Source organism: Klebsiella grimontii, from assembly GCF_042137965.1.
In the GTDB taxonomy this organism is placed as follows: domain Bacteria; phylum Pseudomonadota; class Gammaproteobacteria; order Enterobacterales; family Enterobacteriaceae; genus Klebsiella; species Klebsiella grimontii.
On sequence record NZ_CP169721.1, the window covers coordinates 5,612,055 to 5,635,661 of the forward strand.

The 23,607-nt window shown below is 54.6% G+C and carries 24 protein-coding genes; 12 read left to right on the forward strand and 12 right to left on the reverse strand.

The annotated features are described in order from the left end of the window. Nucleotides 1–40: 40 nt before the first annotated feature. The 7 genes from ACE3MN_RS26290 to ACE3MN_RS26320 are packed head-to-tail and all read right to left on the reverse strand — an operon-like array spanning nt 41 to nt 4,860. The gene (locus ACE3MN_RS26290) at nt 41–595 is read right to left on the reverse strand and encodes an AAA family ATPase (protein WP_004870655.1); all 555 of its coding nucleotides are present in this window, start codon (nt 593–595) and stop codon (nt 41–43) included. Next, complete coding sequence (locus ACE3MN_RS26295; RefSeq protein WP_024360595.1) at nt 592–1,029, reverse strand: PTS sugar transporter subunit IIA; 438 nt, start codon at nt 1,027–1,029, stop codon at nt 592–594. The genes ACE3MN_RS26290 and ACE3MN_RS26295 overlap by 4 nt, the downstream gene beginning before the upstream one ends. Nucleotides 1,030–1,038: 9 nt before the next feature. Then, nucleotides 1,039–1,308: a hypothetical protein gene (locus ACE3MN_RS26300; RefSeq protein ID WP_024360596.1), complete on the reverse strand. Its 270-nt coding sequence runs from the start codon at nt 1,306–1,308 to the stop codon at nt 1,039–1,041. A gap of 56 nt (nt 1,309–1,364) precedes the next feature. Continuing rightward, nucleotides 1,365–2,207 (reverse strand): ketose-bisphosphate aldolase, encoded by an 843-nt coding sequence (locus tag ACE3MN_RS26305; RefSeq protein WP_102650341.1) that lies wholly within the window; start codon nt 2,205–2,207, stop codon nt 1,365–1,367. Next, nucleotides 2,194–3,561 carry a PTS sugar transporter subunit IIC gene (locus ACE3MN_RS26310; protein WP_004127157.1) on the reverse strand — a complete coding sequence of 456 codons (1,368 nt, stop codon included), beginning with the start codon at nt 3,559–3,561 and terminating at the stop codon, nt 2,194–2,196. Before ACE3MN_RS26310 ends, ACE3MN_RS26305 begins: the two co-directional genes overlap by 14 nt. Then, nucleotides 3,554–3,868 carry a PTS sugar transporter subunit IIB gene (locus tag ACE3MN_RS26315; RefSeq protein WP_004127154.1) on the reverse strand — a complete coding sequence of 105 codons (315 nt, stop codon included), beginning with the start codon at nt 3,866–3,868 and terminating at the stop codon, nt 3,554–3,556. The genes ACE3MN_RS26310 and ACE3MN_RS26315 overlap by 8 nt, the downstream gene beginning before the upstream one ends. A gap of 11 nt (nt 3,869–3,879) precedes the next feature. Then, nucleotides 3,880–4,860, reverse strand: coding sequence for a 6-phosphofructokinase (locus ACE3MN_RS26320; protein WP_004132843.1), 981 nt, complete (start codon nt 4,858–4,860; stop codon nt 3,880–3,882). A 548-nt stretch (nt 4,861–5,408) separates the two neighbouring features. Between ACE3MN_RS26320 and ACE3MN_RS26325 the strand changes: the two genes are divergently transcribed. The 7 genes from ACE3MN_RS26325 to ACE3MN_RS26355 all read left to right on the forward strand — a co-directional run bounded on the left by ACE3MN_RS26325 (nt 5,409) and on the right by ACE3MN_RS26355 (nt 12,927). Beyond that, a complete protein-coding gene (locus tag ACE3MN_RS26325; RefSeq protein ID WP_102650342.1) occupies nt 5,409–8,012 on the forward strand; it encodes a sigma 54-interacting transcriptional regulator in 2,604 nt (867 codons plus the stop codon). Nucleotides 8,013–8,187: 175 nt separating this feature from the next. Further along, on the forward strand, nt 8,188–8,670 hold the full coding sequence (locus ACE3MN_RS26330; RefSeq protein ID WP_024360599.1) for a PTS sugar transporter subunit IIA: 483 nt from the start codon (nt 8,188–8,190) through the stop codon (nt 8,668–8,670). Beyond that, nucleotides 8,667–9,845: a glycoside hydrolase family 88 protein gene (locus tag ACE3MN_RS26335; RefSeq protein ID WP_375364220.1), complete on the forward strand. Its 1,179-nt coding sequence runs from the start codon at nt 8,667–8,669 to the stop codon at nt 9,843–9,845. The genes ACE3MN_RS26330 and ACE3MN_RS26335 overlap by 4 nt, the downstream gene beginning before the upstream one ends. 13 nt (nt 9,846–9,858) lie before the next feature. Continuing rightward, a complete protein-coding gene (locus ACE3MN_RS26340; protein ID WP_049085939.1) occupies nt 9,859–10,356 on the forward strand; it encodes a PTS sugar transporter subunit IIB in 498 nt (165 codons plus the stop codon). Between the two features lie 11 nt (nt 10,357–10,367). Continuing rightward, nucleotides 10,368–11,171, forward strand: a complete 804-nt coding sequence (locus ACE3MN_RS26345) for a PTS mannose/fructose/sorbose/N-acetylgalactosamine transporter subunit IIC (protein ID WP_004132855.1) — start codon at nt 10,368–10,370, stop codon at nt 11,169–11,171. Further along, complete coding sequence (locus tag ACE3MN_RS26350; protein WP_024360602.1) at nt 11,164–12,006, forward strand: PTS system mannose/fructose/sorbose family transporter subunit IID; 843 nt, start codon at nt 11,164–11,166, stop codon at nt 12,004–12,006. The genes ACE3MN_RS26345 and ACE3MN_RS26350 overlap by 8 nt, the downstream gene beginning before the upstream one ends. Before the next feature lie 222 nt (nt 12,007–12,228). Continuing rightward, nucleotides 12,229–12,927 carry an oligogalacturonate-specific porin KdgM family protein gene (locus ACE3MN_RS26355; RefSeq protein ID WP_049088281.1) on the forward strand — a complete coding sequence of 233 codons (699 nt, stop codon included), beginning with the start codon at nt 12,229–12,231 and terminating at the stop codon, nt 12,925–12,927. A 48-nt stretch (nt 12,928–12,975) separates the two neighbouring features. Here ACE3MN_RS26355 and ACE3MN_RS26360 read toward each other — a convergent pair whose 3' ends face one another. The 3 genes from ACE3MN_RS26360 to fdhD form a co-directional block, all read right to left on the reverse strand. Next, nucleotides 12,976–14,487 (reverse strand): glycoside hydrolase 43 family protein, encoded by a 1,512-nt coding sequence (locus ACE3MN_RS26360; protein ID WP_024360604.1) that lies wholly within the window; start codon nt 14,485–14,487, stop codon nt 12,976–12,978. Between the two features lie 144 nt (nt 14,488–14,631). Continuing rightward, a complete protein-coding gene (locus ACE3MN_RS26365; RefSeq protein WP_004127125.1) occupies nt 14,632–14,844 on the reverse strand; it encodes a YdgH/BhsA/McbA-like domain containing protein in 213 nt (70 codons plus the stop codon). A gap of 128 nt (nt 14,845–14,972) precedes the next feature. Further along, nucleotides 14,973–15,809 (reverse strand): formate dehydrogenase accessory sulfurtransferase FdhD, encoded by an 837-nt coding sequence (fdhD, locus tag ACE3MN_RS26370; protein WP_102650344.1) that lies wholly within the window; start codon nt 15,807–15,809, stop codon nt 14,973–14,975. A gap of 156 nt (nt 15,810–15,965) precedes the next feature. On the opposite strand from fdhD, the gene fdnG reads away from it, so the two are divergent. From fdnG to fdhE, 4 genes are all read left to right on the forward strand, one after another. Then, nucleotides 15,966–19,016 carry a formate dehydrogenase-N subunit alpha gene (gene fdnG, locus ACE3MN_RS26375; RefSeq protein WP_098140182.1) on the forward strand — a complete coding sequence of 1,017 codons (3,051 nt, stop codon included), beginning with the start codon at nt 15,966–15,968 and terminating at the stop codon, nt 19,014–19,016. Between the two features lie 12 nt (nt 19,017–19,028). Continuing rightward, complete coding sequence (fdxH, locus tag ACE3MN_RS26380; protein ID WP_102650345.1) at nt 19,029–19,931, forward strand: formate dehydrogenase subunit beta; 903 nt, start codon at nt 19,029–19,031, stop codon at nt 19,929–19,931. Next, nucleotides 19,928–20,563 carry a formate dehydrogenase cytochrome b556 subunit gene (gene fdoI / locus ACE3MN_RS26385; protein WP_004132860.1) on the forward strand — a complete coding sequence of 212 codons (636 nt, stop codon included), beginning with the start codon at nt 19,928–19,930 and terminating at the stop codon, nt 20,561–20,563. Before fdxH ends, fdoI begins: the two co-directional genes overlap by 4 nt. Nucleotides 20,564–20,906: 343 nt before the next feature. Further along, nucleotides 20,907–21,836 (forward strand): formate dehydrogenase accessory protein FdhE, encoded by a 930-nt coding sequence (gene fdhE, locus ACE3MN_RS26390; RefSeq protein WP_004132861.1) that lies wholly within the window; start codon nt 20,907–20,909, stop codon nt 21,834–21,836. A 37-nt stretch (nt 21,837–21,873) separates the two neighbouring features. Here the strand turns inward: fdhE and ACE3MN_RS26395 are convergent, their stop codons facing one another. Both ACE3MN_RS26395 and ACE3MN_RS26400 read right to left on the reverse strand, forming a co-directional pair. Then, nucleotides 21,874–22,248: a type II toxin-antitoxin system VapC family toxin gene (locus ACE3MN_RS26395; protein WP_024360704.1), complete on the reverse strand. Its 375-nt coding sequence runs from the start codon at nt 22,246–22,248 to the stop codon at nt 21,874–21,876. Continuing rightward, nucleotides 22,245–22,484 carry a CopG family transcriptional regulator gene (locus ACE3MN_RS26400; RefSeq protein WP_077265771.1) on the reverse strand — a complete coding sequence of 80 codons (240 nt, stop codon included), beginning with the start codon at nt 22,482–22,484 and terminating at the stop codon, nt 22,245–22,247. The genes ACE3MN_RS26395 and ACE3MN_RS26400 overlap by 4 nt, the downstream gene beginning before the upstream one ends. 205 nt (nt 22,485–22,689) lie before the next feature. Between ACE3MN_RS26400 and ACE3MN_RS26405 the strand changes: the two genes are divergently transcribed. Beyond that, nucleotides 22,690–23,607: an alpha/beta hydrolase gene (locus tag ACE3MN_RS26405; protein WP_024360706.1), complete on the forward strand. Its 918-nt coding sequence runs from the start codon at nt 22,690–22,692 to the stop codon at nt 23,605–23,607.

The window sequence follows — 23,607 nt, forward strand, 5'->3', positions numbered from 1 at the left end:
CGCGAAAGCGAAGCGCCGCCGGGCAGCTGCAGTTAAGGAATTACTGCATTTGTACTTCGAGCCAACGGATAACAGGCGCCATCTCCAGCGGTTTTTGCTGATCGACGATAAACACCGGCCCCAGCCGCATGGGTTCCGCCCGCTGCGCCAGCTGAGCAAGCTCCGGGAGATACTCTTCGCCCGGGTGCCCCGGCCTGCGATCCTGCAACCGGCTGGCATAGCGCGACACCGCAAGCTCGGGCGAGATGCGGTTCCAGATCTCCAGAACCTTTTCAACGCCCGCCTGCTGCAGCTGCCGCTGCAACGTTTCGCGCGGCTGAAAACCAAACCAGGCGTCGATTAACCAGATACAGCCTGCCGGAGCGTGGCCGACGATCGACCAGATGACTTCATAAGCGGCGCAGCCCAGCTGCCGGTTGAAAGATCTGTCGATTTCGCTAAAGCACGCCATAAACGGCTCTTTAATACCGTCGATAGTCAGCTGCGGCAGATTGAAGGTTGCCGATAGCTGCCGGGTGACGGTGCTTTTGCCCGAGGCGGGAATGCCGTTAATTAAAATCACCGTTTTGCAGCCGGGTGTGAGATGTCTGTTCATAACAACGCGACGACCTCCTCTCTGCTGCTGGCGGCCCGCAGCTTCGCCATGGTCTCGTTATTATCGAGCAGGGCGATAATCGCCCGGATGCCCTCCTCAATATGGGCATTGCTGTCCTGCGCGCCGAACATAATGACAATATCCGCCTTCTCGCTATCGGCAAAATGAATCGGCTTATCCAACACGACCAGGCTAAAACAGTTACGCCTGACGCCACATTCCGGCCTGGCGTGGGGGATAGCGACGCCTTCATCGAAAACGTAATAGGCGCCGTGGTTCAGGGTATTATCGATTACCGCCTGACCGTAATCCGCCGAGATATACCCTTTCGCGACCAGCGGGCTGGCCGCCAGATGGATCACTTTCTGCCAGTCGGACTCCGTGACGCCGACCTGAATCGCATCGGCCTCTATCAGCAGTTCTTTTATCGTCATCATCACTCCCTAAATATTGCGGCGAATTACATTGCGTAACTCATCAATACGCACAAAGAGCGCATCTATCTCCTGCCGATGACTCTTACTTTTGGCATACACCGCCAGCGCCCGGTTATACATCAGCATTAAGGCTTTCTGTATTTCGCCATTAGCCGGGTTGCCCTGTAGTTCCGCTTCCAGTCTGGCTATTTCCCCGGCCAGCTGACGGGACTGTTCGTCATAATCCTGCGGTGGTTGATTCTCTTTTTTCCACAACGTTTTCAAAGATTCAAACATAGCGAGCTCCTCCCTGACGGACAGCAGGGCAACAAAATACGGTTTAAAATAAGCTTTTATTTAAACAGAGCGATTTTTTCCATTAATACATGGGTGACCGCGTTATTCGCCGGAATTAAAAATTTGCGTACGCTGTCGTTCACTTTGCCTTTTTCAAAGGTGGTTTTACAGCGATCGACCCACTGGACGTTCATTTCAGTGCCGACGTTCACCTTGTTAATGCCTTCAGTGACGGCCAGGCGCATATCTTCATCGCTGACGCCGGTACCGCCGTGCAGCACTAACGGCACGCCGGTACCGGCGCTAATCTCTTTTAGCCGCTGGTGCTGGATTTGCGCCTTACCGGTATACAGGCCGTGCACCGTGCCCACGGAGACCGCCAGCATATCCACCCGGGTCTCCTCCACAAAGCGTTTGGCGTCCTCCACCGTGGTGAAGCAGATATCCTCCGCGGCCACGGCTTTGCCGTCTTCCGATCCGCCGATCGCCCCCAGTTCGCCTTCTACCGTGATATTCCGCGGGCGCGCCATCTCCACCACGATGCGGGTATTGCCGATATTCTCTTCCAAATCCAGATGGGAGCCGTCGTACATCACTGATGTAAATCCGGCATCCATGGCCGTTTCGATGGCGCTAATATCAGAGCAGTGATCCAGATGCAGGCAGGTCGGCACGTTTTCACTTTCCGCTAATGAACGAACCGCATCCACCAGTAACCGGTAGCCAAGATATTCCGCCGTCCCGGTAGAGATTTGAATCATTAACGGGCTATGGCTTTGTTGCGCCGCTTTAAAAAATGCTGGCAGCATTTCAATACAGTGCAAATTAAATGAGCCAATGGCCTTAAAATTTCTTTCCTGCGCAATTTTCAGAATAGCGTTGAAGTTATACAGACTCATGAACATTTTCCCCTTTCGGCTTCGCTGATTTACCGTTTACGAACCATGCCAGTGCGGCAACAAAAACAATGAACAGGGCGACAAATAGCCAGTTATTCTGGAAAGCGTGGCCTAATACCAGACCGGAACTAATGACGTCCGAATCGCTGAAGGTGACGCCGGTAAAACCGTAGCTTTCCAGCATCGGTACCAAAATGGCGGGCAGGAAGGTGATAAACAGGCCGTGAATGACGCCGCCAATCATCGCCCCGCGGCGGCCGCCCAGCGCGTTGCCGAAGACACCCGCCGTCCCCCCGGCAAAGAAGTTGGTTAACAGGCCGGGCAGGATCATCGCCAGGCCAAACATGGGAAACACCAGCATGCCGATGATGGAGCCGACGGTGGTCGCCAGGAAGCCGACGATCACCGCGTTAGGCGCATAGGGAAACAGCACCGGGCAATCCAGCGCGGGCTTAGCGTCCGGGACAATGCGCATCGCAATCCCGCGAAATGCCGGCACCAGCTCGTTAAGCAACAGGCGCACGCCGCTGTAGAGAACGAATACCCCCGCCACAAACTGAATGGACTGCATAAAGGCGTACATCAGGTAGTTAATGCCGTTGGAGAACTGCGCGATATATTCCGGGCCCGCCGCAACCGCGGGGATGAGGTACATCGGCACCATCACTACCGCCATCGCGAGATAGGTATCCTGAAGAAACTTAAAGTTATCCGGTAATTCAAGGTCTTCTGTTGAGCGAGACCCTTTCCCCACCACTTTAGCCACCGCCGCCTGCACCAGATAGCCGATAGTGCAGAAGTGCCCCAGCGCCACGTCATCGGAACCGGTAATGCGCCTGACCACCGGCTGCGCCAGGGCGGGCATCAGTACCGCCATCACGCCGCCGAAAATACCGCCGGTTAAAATCAACGGAAGCCCGGTCAACCCGGCTTTATAGCCAATCACCGCGCCGATAGTCGCCATCCACAGCAGCGCCTGGCCGGTCAGAAAAATATATTTAAGCGGCGTCAGGCGGGCGATAATGATGTTGACGGCAAAAATCACCATCAGGGTCAACGCGACTTCGGAACCTAATTCACGGTTGGCTAATCCGGCAATGGCGGCGACATCGGTAATGTAGCCTTTCATGCCAAATCCCTGCGTGAAAATATCGTTAAGGAACGTTAGCGTGGCGACAATAATGTTGATCCCGGCCATCATAATTAAGAAACCGAGCAGCGTTTTAAACGTCCCCTCTGCCGTTTTACCCGCTGATTTTTTTTGCAGAATCAGGCCCAGCATCGCAATAAATGCAATTAATATCGATGCCTGGCCGAGTAAATCTTTGACGATAAACTCTACAAAGCTATTCATAGTCCGCTACCTTCAGGTTACGTTCTTTTAAGAATGCGACGATCTTTGCCTCAATCTCGTCTTTATCCGTCAGCTTATGCAGTACCACTACGCGTTTAATTTCCTCCTCGCTGGCATCCGCCGTTAATATATCGGCAAAGGTTTTTTGCGTCAGAATCATATCTGATTTAAACGCCCCGGCTTCGGAAATAGTGGTATGTTCAATCTGTGCTGGAATCTCCAGCTTCTTTAAAACCGCCTTCGCCGTCATTTCAATGGCAAAGCTTGAACCGAGGCCGCAGCCACATACGCATAGAATTTTCAGCATGTAGGGTCTCCTCAAATTATATTGAGTTGTTTGGCAAGTTTATAATGATGTCCTTCAGTGTCGACCAGACGTTTTTTCATACTAATTAAATCAATCGGAATAGGTTTGTTACTTGCATTAATTATAATGGCTTTATTTTTCATCCCTGACTGAATGCAGCGAACCACTTCACTGGCCATAATCGTGCCCTGGTAGATCTCTTCGCAGGTCGGATCGCCATTGCGCAAACCGTAGCCAACGATAGTTTTACGAATACGCACGCCAATTTGCGGTTCGAGCTGCTTAATCATGGTATCAATGGCTCCCTGAAATCCGGGAGAGTATTCCCTGGTGTAGCCTTCAGAGCACAGGATCACCACGCTGTTTTGCTGTGTCAGCTTATGCTTCACCCGCTCGGCCAGCGTTTCCAACGGCAGCTGCGATTCCGGGATCAGGGCGATATCGGCGTTACTTTTTATCGCGGATTGCAACGTTAACTCTCCACAATACCCTCCCAGAATTTCGACCATAAACACGCGGCCCGGTAATGCTCTTCCGGTATTTCTTAAGCGGGAAACTTCTTTAATAATCTGCTCGCAGGCGGTGGAGAAACCAATCGTATAATCACTGCCGTACACATCGTTATCGATAGTCATCCCGACGCCAAAGCAGTTAATATCAAATTCGCTCAGCGTATTGAGAAACTGCAGGCTACCGTCGCCGCCGGCCATAATCAGCACATCAATGCGCAGTGATTTAATTTTTTTGGCTATTGTTTCATATTCACTGCGCAGCAACCGACGGCTGGTGCGCCCGGAGGTAATGATCGGAATAGAGGCGATGGAGAAATCGACCAGATCGCGCCAGGCCACCTCCTGATGGTTTTTATCCAACAGCCCAGGTATTCCACCATTAAAAATAGTGATATCGGCATTCGCCAGTCTGGCAATCTGGAATATAAAATTATTAATTCCTGAAACATCGCCGCCGCTAATAACAATGCCAATTTTCATTGCCCGTCTCCGCTGTTTTGCCTGCCCACATTTTTCCCTGAGTTCAAGGGCATTATTTGCAAGAGAGATCACAATATGCTGATAAATCTCTGCCAGCCTAATATTGACATCGGGTTTATTAGCGCATTTTTTGTGATCAATATCTCTTTTATAAAATGGGATCGTCTTAACAGTTACGTTTTTATTTTCTTTTATATCATTAGGTTACTTGAGGAGATAATTTCGCCGGCGGGCTGCCCCTTTTCATCTTTAAGCCCAGCGATAATGAAAAAGCAGAAATGTGATAAATAGCGCATTTTTTTACGTCAGGAAGGTTCACGGCGCGTTTATCGCCCCGTTCAGGCTGTCCGGTTCTTCGGCCGCTTGCGGGCGGGGCGCCAGCTTTTACACCCCATCAAATCGGTGGCGATCTTCATCACATTCTAATCAAAACGTAGTTTCATTTTTATCTAATGGCGTAGAAAGTACTCAGTGTCTAATAAAAATAGTAGTGTCTAGTGTCTAAATAAAATCGACGCTATTTTCTACTCTACCCAGGACATTGAAAAATGGCGCTGTCGGCAAAAGAAAAGTTATTCCAGAAAATAGTGACTCATTATGCGCATAAACCCGCGGGGTTCACGGCTCAGGACTGTGCGGACTTTATGCAGGTTAACCGCAGCGTTATCAGCCATTACCTTAACAGGCTGTGCGATGACGGCCATCTGAGTAAAGAAAATACCCGGCCGGTGCGCTTCTTTGTACAGACCAACGGTAAGGAAAGCGTTCAGGCATCACTCATAGTGTCGAAAAAGCACGACGCCTTTCAGCCGTTGATTGGCGCACACGGCAGTCTGGCCGAAGCCGTCGCGCTGTGCCGCTCAGCGGTGGACTACCCCGGTGACGGCTTGCCTATCCTGCTCTCCGGAGAGAGTGGCGTCGGCAAAAGCCACCTGGCGACGCTAATTTATCAGTATGCCCTCGAACGCGGCGTTATCGCAGTAGACAAACCTTTCGTTGAGCTTAACTGCGCCGACTACGCCAATAACCCGGAGCTGCTTTCGGCGACCCTTTTCGGCTATATCCGGGGCGCTTTCACCGGAGCCGACCGCGAAAAACGCGGCGCCTTTGATGATGCCGATGGCGGGTTTCTGTTCCTCGACGAGGTTCATCGCCTCTCGGCAGAGAACCAGGAAAAGCTATTTCTGTTTATGGACAAGGGGTATTTCTACCGCCTTGGCGATAACCGTACGCGCCATCCGGCGTCGCTGCGCTTTATCTTCGCCACAACGGAAAATATCGACACCGTCCTGCTCAACACCTTCCGTCGCCGTATTCCGGTGCGCGTCACGCTGCCAAACTATATTTCGCGCCCGCTTACCGAGCGCGTCGCGCAGGTCAGCCACTTTTTGCATCAAGAAGCGCACAGCCTGCGTCGGGATATCCATCTCGATAATCAGCTGATGCATCAGCTGGTCGCCTCACCGGTGCGCGGCAATATCGGGGAGTTAAAAAACCAGATTAAAGTGATGTGCGCCAGCGCCTGGAGCGATAATCGCGAGGCCGAGGTTATTACGCTAAGCGGCCCGGCGTCCGGCGGCGAAATAATCCGTATTGCCGCTAATGCGGATAATGACGCGCTGTGCGCCAGCCAGTTTCTGCCAAAGGCGATGCGCGATGAGGTGATTTTTCGCGACTTTTGCCACAGCGGTAACGTGCTGCTGCTGAATCGCAAAATGGAACAGCTGCTGACCACCGTCAGCGGCGCGGTTGCCGCCGAGGCGCTGTACAGCGGCTATATCTGGCAGAACACCGTTCACGCTCTCGACGAACTGGAGAATTTGACCGGCATCTCCTGTAGCCAGGAGATCCGCAAGGCGGTCTGGCTCTGCGTCAGCTACGCGCTCCATGACGCTGAGGAGACGGTCAATGCAAGCGAACTGCAAACCATTTCCGACTATGTCTCCGCGAAGGCGCGGTTGCTGGCCGAGGAGTGTCTCGCTTTGCTGAGCAAACATGTCACCCGGCAGCCGCTGCCCCTGCTGCTGCCCCTGCTAAGCTGCGCTTTTCATACTCTCGCCGGCGAAGACGATCCGATTCAGGGGATTATCGTTTCCCACGGCCGCGCCACCGCGTCGAGCATTGCCGGTATCGCCAACCAACTGACCGGCGGCTACTACTTTAAAGCCTTCGACATGGCGAACGCGACGTCGACCAGGGAGATTATCGACCTGCTGATCGCCCATGTTTCCCGTCTTAAGCAGGGGGCGGGGCTGATTATTCTGGTGGATATGGGGTCGCTAAAAGAGATTTACGAAGAGATTAAGCTCCATCTGCACGGTGAGCTGTTGGTTATCAACAACGTCAGCACGGCCATGGCGCTGGATATTGCGGCCAAAATCCAGGACAAGCTGTCGATGGAGGCGATTATTGAGAGCGCCAAAGGAGCGTATGAGGTGGAAACGCGCTACTACGCGGGCGTGTTGCCGGGCAATAAAATCATTATCTCCTGCATCTCCGGCGAAGGGATCTCCCGCAAGCTGAAAGATATCGTCCAGCGTTTCCTGGCCCAGGAGGAGATCGATATCATTACGATGGAGTATGACGATCTGAAATGGAAAATCGCCCACGCCGATCCGGCGCTGAACGGTACGCGGCTGATCATTACGACTACCGATCTGGAGGCCGGGTATATTCCGCTACTTAGCGTAGAGCAGCTGATTAAAGAAAAAACGCAGGTGTTAAAACGTGATTATTTCAACGGGCTGCTAATGGAAGGCGGTCTGGAGCCCATGATTGATGAAGTGGTCAAGCTATTCACGGTCGAAGGCGTCGCCAGCCGGCTTAATTTCCTCAATCCGGTGGTAATCATTGATGAAGTTGAAGCGGTCATTAAACAGTATGAATCCTTCTACAAAATCCATTTTGAAAGCTATCTGCGCATCAATCTGTTTATGCATATCGCGCTGATGATCGAACGGGTGATGGTGAATAACGGCGTACGCCATCGCGAAGAAACTGCGCTGACGCTTGAACAGCAGGCCTTTGTCGCCGTCCATGACACTTTTTTCCAGGCCCTGAACCGCAAATACAATATCACCCTGCCGCTCACTGAAGTGCTGATGATTTATGAAATCATGGAGCCATGGATCGCCTTTGCCCCTGAACATTAACCCTCCGCGGTCGGCGTCGTCTGGCCGCGCGCTCGACACTGCCGAACCTCGCCCTTTCAACACTGAAAACAGCGTCCAGAAAAACTATTTTATCGTTTAAAAACATAAAGATAAAAACATGGCACGGTGATTGCTAAATCTCCCTCAGCTACCCAGAACATATTAAGGAACGCAAATGCGAGAGATGTACATCGCAACTCATGGCCGCTATGCCGAAGGGATTGTCTCAGCATTAAATCTGCTGATTGGCGACGATCATGGCGTCACGCCCGTCTGCGCCTACTGCGGCGAAATTGGTTCGACGGCTGAACTGGCCACCCGCTTTGACGCTATCGCCCGGCTGGCAGCCGGTCGCGGCAATGAGCTGGTGCTGTTTACCGATATGCCCGGCGGCAGCGTCAACAATACCGCCGTACAGATGATGGTCAAATACCCTCACGCGCACGTTATCAGCGGCGCCAATCTGATTATGTTGATGGAGTTTTGCATGTCGGAACACACCGATACCGCCCAGCGGCTCCAGGACGCATTTGCCGCCGCCAGCGGAGCAATGCAGTACATGAATCTGCTGCCGGAAATTATGGCGGCGCGCCAGGCGACACAGCATAAAACGCAGGACAATATTGATGATTTCTTTGCCGGGGAGGACAGCCTGTGACTATCGCACTTGAAGCGCTTGATAGCCGCTACTTCTTACCGCAGCCGGGGCTGGATCGTGCCTGGCTTGACGGGGCCATCGACGACGTCCTGATCCGGCTTGACGCCATGCTGCCGCGCTTTACGGCAACCTTTCCTGCCGCCAGCGCCAGCCATGGCCGCTATGAAAGCGTTGAAAGAGTCGACTGGACCGAGGGATTCTGGACCGGCATGCTGTGGCTTGCCTGGGAGGTCACCAGCGACGAAAAATATCGGGCGGTAGCGGAAAGCCTGCTCGATAGTTTTGAAGAGCGGCTCGATAAGGAAATCAAGGTTGATACTCACGACCTCGGCTTCCTCTATCTGCTCTCCTGCGTTAACGCCTGGAAACTCACCGGCAACCTGCGCGCCCGCGAACTCGCCCTGCGCGCGGCCGAACTGCTTTATCGCCGCTTCAACGCCACGGCGGGCGTGATTCAGGCGTGGGGAGATTTAAACGACCCGGCGCGTCAGGGGCGAATGATCATCGACTGCAACCTCAATGTTCCGTTGCTGTTTTGGGCCGCCAACGAAACCGGTAACCCACGGTGGCGCGAGGCCGCCAGCCGTCATCTGGCGCAGGCCGCACGCTATCTGGTGCGTGAGGACGCCTCTACTTTTCATACGTTCTATATGAATGTTCATAACGGCAAGCCGCTACGCGGGGATACGCACCAGGGGTTCAGCGATAGCTCCTGCTGGTCGCGCGGTCAGGCCTGGGGAATTTACGGTTTTGCGCTGGGATATGCCCACACCGGCGATGCCTGGCAGCCCGAGCTCTCTCGCCGCCTGACGCACTATTTTCTTAACCGCCTGCCGGAAGATTTTGTCTGCTATTGGGATCTGATTTTTACTGCCGAAGATAACCAGTACCGGGATACCTCTGCGGCGGCGATCGCGGCCTGCGGACTGGCGGAACTGCTGAAGCTATTACCCCTCACCGACCCGCTGCGTCCGGCCTACGGCAACGCTATTGAACTGATGATGCGCAATTTACGCGAGCGCTACTTTGCCCACGCGCAGGACGGCCTGCTGCGCGAAGGCGTTTATAACTTTGGCCGCAATATGGGCATTAACGAACCTAACCTCTGGGGCGATTACTTCTATTTCGAAGCCCTGGTTCGCCTTTCCCGCGTCTGGACACCCTACTTTTGCTAACTGGAGCTACACCATGATTTCTTTAGTACGTATTGACGATCGTTTAATCCACGGACAGGTTGCCGTGGTATGGACCAAGCATCTGGGCGTGAACCGCATCCTGGTCGCCAATGACCAGATCGTGAATAACGAAGTGCAGAAAATGTCGCTGCGCATGGCGGCTCCCGATACCGCAAAGTGCGCCATCATGGCGGTAAAGGATGCAGGGGATGTGCTTAACGACCCGCGTTCCGAAGCCATGAAAATTATGGTGATCGTTAACAACGCCGCCGACGCCCGTCGGCTTGTCGAGCAGGTGCCGGGAATAAAAACGTTAAACGTCGCTAACTTCGGGCGCATCACCGACAATCTGGCGGCGAAAAAGCGCATTAGCGATACCGTCTACGTGACGCCGGAAGATGTGGCGGATTTCCACGCCATCGCCAACCGCGGCGTTGCCGTTGAATACCAGGTCCTGCCTTCTCATCCGGTAAAAAACCTGATTGAGATGCTGGGCAACGCCGCCAGCTAAACGAGGTCGCTATGTTAACTTCCGCAATTCTTGTTGCCGTCATTATGTTTCTGGTGAAAACCGCCGACCATACGCTGGGCCAACCGCTGATCGAACGCCCGCTCATCTGCGGCGCGCTGGTGGGTCTGGTGCTGGGAGATTTGCAGCAGGGGATTATCATCGGCGCCACGCTGGAGCTGATTTTCCTTGGCACCATCACCATCGGCGGCTCGGTTCCTGCCGATCTGGCGGTGGGTTCGGTGCTGGCAACCGCTTTTACGATCCTGACCCACGCCGAACCGCCGGTGGCCGTTGCGCTGGCGCTGCCGATCAGCCTGCTGGCGGTGTTTGTTTATCAGGTGCTGAAGCTGGTCTATACCGCTCTGGTTGAAAAATACGATGCGCTACTGGAACAAGGGCGTGACCGTGCGGCGCTGGGTCTGACGCTCGGTATGACCTTCTTTTACGGCATCCCCTTCGCCCTGATCGCCTTTTTTGGCGTGCTCTTCGGCACCGAGGTCATCCGCAGCCTGGTCGAGAGCATTCCGGGTACGGTCATGCGCGGCATGACGGCGGTTGGCGGCATTCTCCCGGCTCTCGGGTTCGCCATTCTGCTGAAGGCGCTGTGGAACCGTAATATCGCCGCCTTCTTTTTTATCGGTTTTGCGATGGCGGCTTATTTGCAGCTGCCGATTATGGGGATCGCGATTATCGCGGCCTCGGTAGCGGTCTATCTGTGCTTTAACGAATTCAATCAACTTAAAGCGAATAAACAAACGGCAACGGCGGCTGCGCCCGCTTCAGTCGACGATAAGGATGGGTTCTTCAATGACTGATATCCAGACACCTGGCGTTAGCGCTTACGCCGATGATAAAAGCGAGAAAAAGCTTTTCCGTCAGCTTTTTATCCGCCAGTTTCCGCTGCTGGGGTCGATGAACTTCACCCGCATGGAGGGATTAAGCTACGGCTGGGCGCTGGCGCCGATGCTGAAGAAAATCTACGCCAACGACCCGCACCGTTATCTTGAATCGCTTAAGCGAAACAGCCAGTTCTTCAATACCAACCAGCATCTGGCGCCCTTTATTATGGGCCTGACGCTGTCGATGGAAAAGGAGAACGCCGCCAACCCGAACTTTGATACTTCGAGTATTAACGGCATCAAAGTGGCCTTAATGGGGCCATTTGCCGGGGTAGGCGATTCATTTTTCTACGGCGTGCTGCGTATTATCGCCACCGGGATCGCTATTGGCCTGGCGTCGCAGGGCAATCCGCTTGGGCCGCTGCTGTTCCTGCTGATTTACAATATTCCCAGCTATCTGCTGCGCTATTACGGCGGCGTGATGGGCTACCGCTTAGGCTCGAAATATATCGCCGAAGCGACGCAGTCGGGACTGCTGAGCTGTATAACGAAAGCCTCGTCGATTATGGGGTTAATGATGGTGGGGGCGATGAGCGCCAGCATGGTGAAATTCACCACTACCTTTAAAACCACCATCGCCGGACAGCCCTTTGTGCTGCAAGAGATCCTCGACAAAATTTGCGTTGGCTTAATTCCTCTGCTTTTAGTCCTGGGCTGCCTGAAGCTACTGAATAAAAAGGTTAGCCCGAATAAGGTATTAATTATGCTGATTGTCTTTGGCTTTGCCGCTGCGGGTATTGGCATAATTTAACGCTTCCCCTGGCTCCCTTTAATAAAAGGGAGCCGTCCTCTTACTCGTGATGTGTATCGACGCAAATAAAAAACCAACCAGTGTCGAATTAATACTCAACACATAAAAACAACTCCATGTATTTTAAGGATTTTATATTCTGGCACAGCAATTGCTATTTAATAAGTGTCTTTTATTGCTTTATCGAAATGACGGTATTCTATAAATCCTACAGGAATAAAAATGAAAATATTACGCACGCTTTTAATCGGCATACCGCTGTCCTGCTTTACACTAAATACGTTTGCCGCGGCAACCTGGGTTGATAATCGCTACGCGCATACTACGGCTTCGGAGAAAAATCAGTATAAAATTGGCCTTGGTCATATATTTGATAATGGCGCAGGGGTGCTGGCCTCAGCAATGTATGACCTCGGACAAGATTTTAATCAAATGAAAAGCTCGTTCCAGGAGTTTGAAGGCTGGTATCCGATCCCGCTTAATGAAAAATGGACGCTGACGCCGGGCGGATTAACCGATATTGATAATAAAGGAACAAAGCTGGCTCCTTATATCAGTCTCGATTATAAAATCAGTAAAACCTTAAGTTTTAGCAGCCGCTATCGCTATAACCATATGACCCATAAAGATCGCGATTACAACGGCTATATGGATTATAACGACAGCCATCAGTTTGACCTGTACCTTAATTACCAGGCGACCGAGAAACTGTGGCTCCAGCTCAACCCGGAGTTCTTTGTCAACACAAACGACTTCAATGCCTCTAACGGGCAGAAAACTCACTGGGAGCCAAGTATTGTGGCGCGCTACCGCGTCGATAAACACTGGCTCCCCTATGCGGAAGTCGCCTGGCTCGATCAGGATCAGAATCACGACGATCAGGTGCGATTCCGCCTCGGCATTCGCTATTACTTCGATTAAACGCCGTAAAGGGCAGCTTCGCTGCCCTTCTGGGGTCGCCCGCGGGGCTTACTGCAAACGCACGATAAACGGTGAGAATATGGCGCTGCCTTTGACGTTTTCACGCTCGCCACGGGCATAAATACCCATACGCGCGCCGATCCATTTTCCCGCCCCGGCGGAAAACTGCGGCGTCACCTGCCGCCATTCACGCTGCGCAAGCCGATAACGAAAATGGACCACCCCGTCATAGTCCACCTGAAATCCTAGCTCAATCTCCTTGCAACCGGAGACCTCCTCAAGTCCGATGGATTGTTGATGCGTTTCACCGCGATCGTCTATCCATCCGTGGCATAGCGCGAGCTGCAAATTCGCCGCGCGGTACGTTACGCACAGTGCGGCAAAGCGCTGACCGTAAATCGCGATCCCCGCTTCATCGCCATCCTGAGAAAACATCGGATCAACCGCGGTCTGCACGTCAAAACGTTCAGCGGGAAACTTTTGCAGCAGCAGTTGAGGTAAGCGATACAGGCTGATATCGCCTGAGGTTAGCGCGCAGCGCAAGCGTAGCCCTTGCTGATGAGGCGTGAGCCAGTGGCGCTGGGGGTTTGCCTGCCATTGCCATTGAACACCGGGCTGGCCGTGCCGGAAATCGTCGCTGGTCTGTAAACAGCACGGCGCAACGGGCAATGCGGGTAAACGATGCAGGCTGACGGGCTGGCCTTTACCGGTGTCATTAAGCCTCTGGCCAATTTGCGGCCAGCCGTCAGCGCCCCAGCAAAGCGGCTGAAGATGCACTATCCGGCCATACACGCCTTTGTCCTGAAAGTGGAAAAACCAGTTTTCACCATTCTCCAGTTCAACCCACGCCCCCTGATGAGGACCATTTATCGGCGAATTCCCCTGGTGCAGGACATCGCGACTTTGCCATGGACCAGATAGCGTCGGGGCGCGCATGACCGTTTGCCAGCCTCGCTTGACGCCGCCGGCCGGGGCGAATATCCAGTATTCGCCGTTACGCTTATACAGCTTGGGGCCTTCCAGAGTGGGATGCGAGGGCGTTCCGTCAACAACGATCCGGCCGTTATCCAACAGCCGGGATGCATCCGGCGCCATTTCAAAAAGCTGGAGCTTATTTTTCACCCCGCTGCGGCTAAAAGCAAAGGCGTGAATCAGCCAGGCTCGCCCATCATCGTCCCAGAACGGACAAGGGTCTATCCAGCCGGGGGAGGCGTTCAGACAATAGGGTTCGCTCCACTCGCCTAACGGATCCCGGGCGTGGGAAACAAAAATACCCTCGTCGGGCAAACTGTAGAAAACCCAAAACTGGCCATCATGAAAACGAATGGAGGGCGCCCAAATCCCCTTTCCCGGCTGAACGCTGTCATATTCCGGCGAAGGCAGGCGTTTAACAATATGGTTAACGATTTGCCAATGGATGAGATCGCGTGAGTGGAGAAGCGGTAAGCCAGGCAATTGATGGAAACTGGAAGCCACCATCCAGAAATCATCGCCTGTGCGAATGACATCGGGATCGGCATAATCGGCATGAATCACGGGGTTTTGATAGAACAGCGGCATAGCGGGGACCTTTTATTGTCGACTGTTCATCGCGTTGCAATAAGCGGACCATCGAATAAAAACACTTAATTAACAATGAAATAAATATTTCTGTAGACACAAAAAAAGCGCCCCTTGGGCGCTCTTTCGACAGTAGCTTTACGCTTATTTATTCAGTTCCGCAGTCATGTGCACGCGGTTACCGGTAAACGCTTCGGTAATTTTGTAAGACGATGCGCCTGCGGCCTGGGCCTGAGCGGCGATTTTCGCTTCTGCACCGTCCATCGTTGCGGCGGTTGCGGTCACGGTTTCCGCAGCGAAGGAACCAAAAGAAGCGGCCAGAGCGATAACTGCGACAAAAGTTTTGATGCTTTTCATGATATAAACCCTTTACGTTAGTTGTTTGAATAAGGCGCCGTGCCTTGATGTGATAAATAGTAGCTCGCACACCGCCAAACAAAAAGCGGAAGGATTTGTTGTCATCATTTAAAAAAATTGACTTAAATTTAACCCGCGATTAACCGCTGCGGATGCGTGTAAACGGTCGCCCTGCCCGGCTTGCAGAATCCCACCAGCGTCAGGTTGCAGCGCTCGGCGACGTCAACCGCCAGCGTGGTGGCGGCAGAGACCGCAAAAAGGATTTCCACCCCGCACATGGCCGCCTTTTGCACCATCTCATAGCTGGCTCGGCTGGAGACGAGTGCCGCGCCGTTCTGCCAGGCGCCTTCTGACTCCGCTCGGTGTCCCAGGAGTTTGTCCAGCGCCACGTGGCGACCAACATCTTCGTGACCGCCCGCGAGATCCCCGGAAGGGCGCACCCAGGCCGCGGCGTGAGTACAACCAGTAAGGCGGCCTATCGGCTGAAAATCATGCAGGTGCGCCAGCGCGCGATCGAGATTCGCCAGATCGAACGTCTGGGTAAAAGGCAGCGGCTGCACGGGCTTGCCGATATCGTTGAGCTGCTCAACGCCGCATACGCCGCAGCCGGTGCGCCCGGCCAGCGCGCGACGGCGCTCTTTCAGCCCCATAAAGCGGCGGCTGGAGAGTTCGATTTGCACTTCAAGGCCGTTACAGGCCTGAAGGACGTCCATACCATAAATCTCGCCCCGGTTTTCGATAATCCCTTCGGATAAGGAAAAGCCCACGGCGAACTGCGTCAGGTCTTTCGGCGTCGCCATCATCACCACGTGCGAGATGCCGTTATAGACCAGCGCAACGGGTACCTCTTCAGCTAACTCGTCTGGCTGAGGATGTTGCAAATTTTGGCGCTTCCAGAGCGATACCTGGCGATAACCTGTGATATCTGTCACATTTTCGATTTGTTCAAGAGGCTTCTTGTTCACTTTGTCTTAACCGTATTGGAACAGGCATACACACAATGTGGTATTCTGTTTATATCCCTTCGGGAACGAGGGAAATTACCCCTAATTCTGAACCTTTGCGGCCCTTACCGCAAAGCAAATAACTATATGTGACAATGTCGAAACAAGGAGCGAACCATGCAGGTCAGCAGAAGGCAGTTCTTTAAGATCTGCGCTGGCGGTATGGCAGGAACCACGGCAGCGGCGCTGGGCTTTGCGCCCGGTTTAGCGCTCGCGGAAACACGGCAGTATAAGCTGCTGCGCACCCGCGAAACCCGTAACACCTGCACTTACTGTTCCGTCGGCTGTGGGCTGTTGATGTACAGCCTCGGCGACGGCGCGAAAAACGCCAAAGCGTCTATCTTCCATATCGAAGGTGACCCGGACCACCCGGTCAACCGTGGTGCGCTCTGCCCTAAAGGGGCCGGTCTGGTGGACTTTATCCACTCCGAAAGCCGTCTGAAATTCCCGGAATACCGCGCGCCAGGCTCTGATAAATGGCAGCAAATCAGCTGGGATGAAGCGTTCGACCGTATCGCTAAGCTGATGAAAGAAGACCGCGACGCCAACTTTGTCGCGCAGAATAGCGAAGGCACTACCGTCAACCGCTGGCTGACCACCGGTATGCTGTGCGCCTCCGCCTCCAGTAACGAAACCGGTTATTTAACCCAGAAATTTACCCGCGCGCTCGGTATGCTCGCGGTCGACAACCAGGCGCGCGTCTGACACGGACCAACGGTAGCAAGTCTTGCTCCAACATTTGGTCGCGGTGCGATGACCAACCACTGGGTCGACATCAAGAACGCCAATCTCGTGGTGGTGATGGGCGGCAACGCCGCTGAAGCACACCCTGTTGGGTTCCGCTGGGCGATGGAAGCCAAGATTCACAACGGCGCGAAGCTGATTGTGATCGATCCGCGCTTTACGCGTACCGCGGCGGTGGCTGATTTCTATACCCCAATTCGTTCCGGTACTGACATTACCTTCCTGTCAGGCGTCATCCTGTACCTGCTGAACAACGAAAAAATCAACCGTGAATATACTGAAGCCTATACCAACGCCAGCCTGATTGTGCGTGAAGATTACAGCTTTGAAGACGGTCTGTTCAGCGGCTACGACGCCGAAGCCCGCAAGTACGATAAAACGTCCTGGAACTATGAGCTGGATGAAAACGGCTTTGCCAAACGCGATACCACGCTGCAGCATCCGCGCTGCGTCTGGAACCTGCTGAAGCAGCACGTTTCCCGCTATACGCCGGAAGTTGTCGAAAACATCTGCGGGACGCCAAAAGCCGACTTCCTCAAAGTCTGCGAATACATCGCGGAAACCAGCGCGCACGATAAAACCGCGTCGTTCCTCTACGCGCTGGGCTGGACGCAGCACTCCATCGGCGCGCAGAACATCCGCACCATGGCGATGATCCAGCTGCTGCTCGGCAATATGGGCATGGCGGGCGGCGGCGTAAACGCCCTGCGCGGCCACTCCAATATTCAGGGTCTCACCGACCTGGGACTGCTGTCGCAGAGCCTGCCAGGCTATATGACGCTGCCGAGCGAGAAACAGACTGACCTGCAAACCTACCTCGCCGCCAACACGCCGAAACCGCTGTTGAAGGGCCAGGTGAACTACTGGGGTAACTACCCGAAATTCTTCGTCTCGATGATGAAGGCCTTCTTTGGCGATAAAGCGACGGCGGAAAACAGCTGGGGCTTTGACTGGCTGCCGAAGTGGGATAAGGGCTACGACGTCCTGCAATACTTCGAGATGATGAACCAGGGTAAAGTGAACGGCTATATCTGCCAGGGCTTCAACCCGGTAGCGTCGTTCCCGAACAAAAACAAGGTTGTCGCGTCGCTGTCGAAGCTGAAGTTCCTGGTGACCATCGACCCGCTCAACACCGAAACCTCCACTTTCTGGCAAAACCACGGGGAGTCGAACGACGTCGATCCGACGAAAATCCAGACCGAAGTGTTCCGCCTGCCGTCCACCTGCTTCGCCGAAGAGAACGGTTCTATCGTCAACTCCGGCCGCTGGCTGCAATGGCACTGGAAAGGCGCGGACGCCCCGGGGATTGCGACCACCGACGGCGAGATCCTCGCCGGCATCTTCTTACGCCTGCGCAAGATGTACGCCGAACAGGGCGGACCGGCGCCGGAACCGGTGCTGAACATGACGTGGAACTACGCCACGCCGCATGAACCGGCATCAGAAGAAGTCGCGATGGAAAGCAACGGTAAGGCGCTGGCAGATATTACCGACCCGGCAACCGGGGCGGTGATCGTCAAGAAAGGCCAGCAGCTCAGCTCGTTTGCGCAGCTGCGCGATGACGGCACCACCTCCAGCGGCTGTTGGATCTTCGCCGGTAGCTGGACGCCGGACGGCAACCAGATGGCGCGTCGCGATAACGCCGACCCGTCGGGCCTGGGCAATACGCTGGGCTGGGCATGGGCGTGGCCGCTCAACCGCCGCATTCTGTATAACCGCGCCTCCGCGGACCCGGCGGGTAAACCGTGGGATCCGAAGCGCCAGCTCCTGAAATGGGATGGCGCGAAGTGGGGCGGCGTGGATATTGCGGACTACAGCGCCGCGGCGCCGGACAGCGATGTCGGGCCGTTTATCATGCAGCCGGAAGGAATGGGGCGTCTGTTCGCTATCGATAAGATGGCGGAAGGGCCGTTCCCGGAACACTACGAGCCGTTTGAAACGCCGCTGGGCACTAACCCGCTGCACCCGAACGTGGTCTCGAACCCGGCCGCGCGCGTCTTTAAAGGCGACCTTGAGCAGATGGGCAAAGCGGATAAATTCCCTTACGTCGGCACCACTTACCGTCTGACCGAGCACTTCCACTACTGGACCAAGCACGCGCTGCTTAACGCCATCGCGCAGCCGGAACAGTTCGTGGAGATCGGCGAGAAGCTGGCCAACAAGCTCGGCATCGCCCATGGCGATACCGTGAAGGTCTCCTCTAACCGCGGTTATATCAAAGCCAAGGCGGTGGTAACCAAGCGTATTCGCACGCTGAAAGCGGACGGTAAGGATATCGATACTATCGGTATTCCGATTCACTGGGGCTACGAAGGCGTGGCGAAGAAAGGGTTTATCGCCAATACCCTGACGCCGTTTGTCGGTGATGCGAACACGCAGACGCCGGAGTTCAAGGCTTTCCTCGTGAACGTGGAAAAGGCGTAACGGAGACGAATTATGGCTTATCAATCGCAAGACATTATCCGTCGTTCCGCGACTAACGGCTTCACCCCCGCGCCCCGCGCGCGGGACCACCAGCAAGAGGTGGCGAAGCTTATCGACGTCACCACCTGTATCGGCTGTAAAGCCTGTCAGGTGGCCTGTTCCGAGTGGAACGACATCCGGGATGAAGTCGGTCACAACGTCGGGGTGTACGATAACCCCGCCGACCTGACCGCCAAATCCTGGACCGTGATGCGCTTCTCGGAAGTGGAGCAGAACGACAAACTGGAGTGGCTCATCCGCAAGGATGGCTGTATGCACTGCGCCGACCCGGGCTGCCTGAAGGCCTGCCCGGCGGAAGGGGCGATCATTCAGTACGCCAACGGCATCGTCGACTTCCAGTCCGAGCAGTGCATCGGCTGCGGCTACTGCATCGCCGGCTGCCCGTTCAACGTGCCGCGCCTGAACCCGGAAGATAACCGCGTCTACAAATGTACGCTGTGCGTCGACCGCGTTAACGTTGGCCAGGAGCCGGCGTGCGTGAAAACCTGCCCGACCGGCGCTATCCACTTCGGCTCCAAAGAGGAGATGAAAACGCTGGCGGGCGAGCGCGTCGCCGAGCTGAAAACCCGCGGTTACGACAACGCGGGGCTGTACGATCCGGCCGGCGTTGGCGGCACGCACGTGATGTACGTGCTGCACCACGCCGACAAGCCGAACCTGTACCACGGCCTGCCGGAGAACCCGGAAATCAGCGCCACGGTTAAGTTCTGGAAAGGGATCTGGAAGCCTCTCGCGGCGGTCGGCTTTGCGGCCACCTTCGCCGCCAGCATCTTCCACTACGTCGGCGTCGGTCCGAACCGCGCGGAAGAGGAAGAGGACAATCTGGATGAGGAGAAAGACGAGGTGCGCAAATGAAAAGACGTGACACCATCGTGCGCTACACCGCGCCGGAGCGAATCAACCACTGGGTCACCGCCTTCTGCTTCGTGCTGGCGGCAGTGAGCGGACTGGGCTTTTTCTTCCCGTCCTTCAACTGGCTGATGCACATCATGGGCACCCCGCAGCTGGCGCGTATTCTGCACCCTTTCGTGGGCGTGATTATGTTTGCCTCGTTCATCATCATGTTCTTCCGCTACTGGCACCATAACCTGATCAACCGGGACGATATTTTCTGGGCGAAGAACATTCGCAAGATTGTGGTCAACGAGGAAGTGGGCGACACCGGGCGCTATAACTTCGGCCAGAAGTGCGTGTTCTGGGCGGCGATTATCTTCCTGGTGCTGCTGCTGGTGAGCGGGGTGATTATCTGGCGTCCGTACTTTGCGCCGGCCTTCTCCATCCCGGTTATCCGCGTCGCGCTGATGCTGCACTCCTTCTCGGCGGTCGCGCTGATCGTGGTGATCATGGTGCATATTTACGCCGCGCTGTGGGTGAAAGGCACCATTACCGCGATGGTGGAAGGCTGGGTGACGAAGACCTGGGCGAAGAAGCATCATCCGCGCTGGTACCGTGAAGTCCGCGAAAAGCAGGATAAGCGCCAGTCGTAGGCCCGAGCGCTTTGTTCGTCTCTGAAATGGCGTCGTATATCGACGCCATTTTTTTGCGGATAACGCGCTGTTTTGACAACATTAACCATAGTGCGCCGCAGGCGGGAGCTGCACGTTTCCCGGTTCGCTCAAGCCATGGCGCAGGATAGCTAATCCTAACGGTGCATAGTCTGGGATATCGATATCAGGTATCGTAACGCACACATTGCGATGTCATGGGTATATCCCGTACGCCGATTGCGGTTATCATTAATGACATTCACCAGAGCGGGCGCGTGATGCCCGCCAAATCACAGAGCGGACGCGACCATCGCCGAATCTGCTGAAACCAGGAAGTAACAGAATGAGCATTCGTATCATCCCGCAAGATGAGCTGGAAAAGAGCGAGAAACGCGCGACGGATATGATTCCGCCGTTGTTGTTTCCCCGGCTCAAAAATTTATATAACCGTCGCGCCGAACGCCTGCGCGAACTGGCTGAAAATAACCCGCTGGGCGATTACCTGCGCTTTGCCGCACTTATCGCCCACGCGCAGGAAGTGGTGCTGTACGACCATCCGCTGCAGATGGATCTCACCGCGCGCATCAAAGAAGCGAACGACCAGGGTAAGCCGCCGCTGGATATCCACGTTTTGCCGCGCGATAAGCACTGGCACAAGCTGCTGCATTCGCTGATTGCCGAACTGAAGCCGGAGATGAGCGGCCCGGCGCTGGCGGTCATCGAGAATCTGGAAAAAGCCTCCGAACAGGAGCTGGAACTGATGGCAAGCGCGCTGTTTGCGTCCGATTTTGCCTCTGTCAGCAGCGATAAAGCGCCGTTTATCTGGGCCGCGCTCTCGCTCTATTGGGCGCAGATGGCCAGCCTTATCCCCGGAAAAGCCCGCGCTGAATACGGTGAACAGCGTCAGTTCTGCCCGGTTTGCGGCTCGATGCCGGTCTCCAGCATGGTGCAAATTGGCACCACTCAGGGCCTGCGCTATCTGCACTGCAACCTGTGCGAAACCGAGTGGCATGTGGTGCGCGTGAAGTGCAGCAACTGCGAACAGACGCGCGATCTGCACTACTGGTCATTAGATAACGAGCAGTCGGCGATTAAAGCCGAAACCTGCGGCGACTGCGGTACCTACCTGAAGATTCTCTATCAGGAAAAAGACCCAAAAGTGGAAGCCGTCGCCGACGACCTCGCCTCGCTGGTGCTGGACGCACGGATGGAACAAGAGGGCTTCGCCCGCAGCTCCATTAACCCGTTCCTGTTCCCTGGCGAAGGGGAATAACGGCTGGCATCATGTCGGGCGGCGCCTGCCGCCCGGCTTACAAATGATAAAGCGTAATCACTCCGGGTATCCCGAAAAAATCTTTGGTATTGCGCGTGACCAGTTCATAACGATGTATTTGCGCTGTCGCCAGTATGATGGCATCCGGCAGCTTCATCCCATACTCCTTCCTGAGATTGACGCTTCGTTCAGCAATATCCTGTGAAATATCGATAATATTAAACGCGCTCAGTGCAATACGCGTGCGGTGTTCCTGATGATACTTTTTCGCCCCCACCATTACTTCCATCCACGTGATGAGGCTAATCGCATTCTGTGGCGGATAAGCCTCCAGAACCTGTTTCGCTTCAACGCGACCGCTGAATAAATCGATGAGAATATTAGTATCAAACAGCGCCGGGCCTTTAATCATTGCCACTCCTCGCGGAGTTTCCTTTCGAATTCAACTCCCTCTTCCTCACAGCCTTGCCAAATCCCCAGCGCATTGGAAATAGTGGTGTCAGCTTGTCTTTCCAGGTACTGTTCAACCGCCTCGCGTAACAGTTCCGCTCGAGGAAGATTGCGCTGCTGTTTGAGGTCTTCAAGACGTTTAATAACGTCATCCGATAAGTCGAGTAGTATTCTGCCCATATTCGTTCCCGTCATCATACTCACATATACCTCCAGTATATCATTGACGATGAATTTTCAAACAACATACACCTGCAGTTGGTGGGGGGAAAGCCCCGTCAGCAATGAGTTTCACTTTTGCGAGCCGCTTTCCACAATCGTTTCGCAACCCAAATCGCCCATTTTCTTTTGTTAAAAATCAGGCTATAAGACTGGATATCCAAACAGGTTAAGGGATTAAAAAATGGCGCTTGAAAAAGGTATTGCAGAGCTGGTGCGGGAATTTATCGATGCAGGTCGCCCCTCATCGCGCGAACAGAATATTGATGACCGGAGAAACGGTTATGTCGCTAGTGCCGTGTTAGCCGGGGAACAAGAAAACCGCGTGTGGGTAGAGGACATCGAACTCGAGGGCATGTTTTTTCGCGTGGTCTCTCCCCTCAATGCGACTGGCGCGCTGCCTGCCGTTATCTATTTCCACGGTGGCTGCTTTATCAGCGGCGGTTTCGCCACGCATGACCATCAGCTCCGCCAGCTGGCGTACCACAGCGGCTGTCGCGTTATCGCCGTGCAATATCGGCTGGCGCCGGAGCATACTTTTCCTGCCGCCCATGATGATGCCGAAAAAGGCGCGCTGATTATTCACCGCCACGCCGGGCAGCTGGGCATCGATGCTTCCCGTATTACGCTGGCTGGCGACAGCGCCGGAGGACATCTGGCATTAGTGACCGCCCTGCGACTCAAAACCACGCAGGCCTGGCAACCCGCACAGCTGGTTTTGATTTACCCGATGCTGGATGCCACCGCCAGCATGAAGAGCTATATCGATAACGGTAAAGATTACATCATCACCGAAGATACCCTGCTCAGCGGCTATGAAATGTACCTTTCAGCGACGGAACTCCATCATCCGGAAGCCAGCCCGCTATGGCGTAAAGACTTTAACGGATTACCGCCGGTACATATTCTGACGGCAGAATACGACCCTTTGCGTGATGAAGGCGAAGCGCTTTACCAGCGCCTGCTTGAGCAGGGCGTTGACTGTACCTGTCAGCGCTATCTCGGGGTGATCCACGGCTTCTTTCAACTGGGCGGCATCAGCCCGGCGGCCGGAAGCGCGATGAGGGATATCGCCTGGCGGGTGAAGTCACCAGGCCAATAG

Coding starts and splice junctions, on each gene's coding strand:
- ACE3MN_RS26290 (WP_004870655.1), bottom strand. CDS start 595: ATGAACAGACATCTCACACCCGGCTGCAAAACGGTGATTTTAATTAAC.
- ACE3MN_RS26295 (WP_024360595.1), bottom strand. CDS start 1,029: ATGACGATAAAAGAACTGCTGATAGAGGCCGATGCGATTCAGGTCGGC.
- ACE3MN_RS26300 (WP_024360596.1), bottom strand. CDS start 1,308: ATGTTTGAATCTTTGAAAACGTTGTGGAAAAAAGAGAATCAACCACCG.
- ACE3MN_RS26305 (WP_102650341.1), bottom strand. CDS start 2,207: ATGAGTCTGTATAACTTCAACGCTATTCTGAAAATTGCGCAGGAAAGA.
- ACE3MN_RS26310 (WP_004127157.1), bottom strand. CDS start 3,561: ATGAATAGCTTTGTAGAGTTTATCGTCAAAGATTTACTCGGCCAGGCA.
- ACE3MN_RS26315 (WP_004127154.1), bottom strand. CDS start 3,868: ATGCTGAAAATTCTATGCGTATGTGGCTGCGGCCTCGGTTCAAGCTTT.
- ACE3MN_RS26320 (WP_004132843.1), bottom strand. CDS start 4,860: ATGAAAATTGGCATTGTTATTAGCGGCGGCGATGTTTCAGGAATTAAT.
- ACE3MN_RS26325 (WP_102650342.1), top strand. CDS start 5,409: ATGGCGCTGTCGGCAAAAGAAAAGTTATTCCAGAAAATAGTGACTCAT.
- ACE3MN_RS26330 (WP_024360599.1), top strand. CDS start 8,188: ATGCGAGAGATGTACATCGCAACTCATGGCCGCTATGCCGAAGGGATT.
- ACE3MN_RS26340 (WP_049085939.1), top strand. CDS start 9,859: ATGATTTCTTTAGTACGTATTGACGATCGTTTAATCCACGGACAGGTT.
- ACE3MN_RS26345 (WP_004132855.1), top strand. CDS start 10,368: ATGTTAACTTCCGCAATTCTTGTTGCCGTCATTATGTTTCTGGTGAAA.
- ACE3MN_RS26350 (WP_024360602.1), top strand. CDS start 11,164: ATGACTGATATCCAGACACCTGGCGTTAGCGCTTACGCCGATGATAAA.
- ACE3MN_RS26355 (WP_049088281.1), top strand. CDS start 12,229: ATGAAAATATTACGCACGCTTTTAATCGGCATACCGCTGTCCTGCTTT.
- ACE3MN_RS26360 (WP_024360604.1), bottom strand. CDS start 14,487: ATGCCGCTGTTCTATCAAAACCCCGTGATTCATGCCGATTATGCCGAT.
- ACE3MN_RS26365 (WP_004127125.1), bottom strand. CDS start 14,844: ATGAAAAGCATCAAAACTTTTGTCGCAGTTATCGCTCTGGCCGCTTCT.
- fdxH (WP_102650345.1), top strand. CDS start 19,029: ATGGCTTATCAATCGCAAGACATTATCCGTCGTTCCGCGACTAACGGC.
- fdoI (WP_004132860.1), top strand. CDS start 19,928: ATGAAAAGACGTGACACCATCGTGCGCTACACCGCGCCGGAGCGAATC.
- fdhE (WP_004132861.1), top strand. CDS start 20,907: ATGAGCATTCGTATCATCCCGCAAGATGAGCTGGAAAAGAGCGAGAAA.
- ACE3MN_RS26395 (WP_024360704.1), bottom strand. CDS start 22,248: ATGATTAAAGGCCCGGCGCTGTTTGATACTAATATTCTCATCGATTTA.
- ACE3MN_RS26400 (WP_077265771.1), bottom strand. CDS start 22,484: ATGATGACGGGAACGAATATGGGCAGAATACTACTCGACTTATCGGAT.
- ACE3MN_RS26405 (WP_024360706.1), top strand. CDS start 22,690: ATGGCGCTTGAAAAAGGTATTGCAGAGCTGGTGCGGGAATTTATCGAT.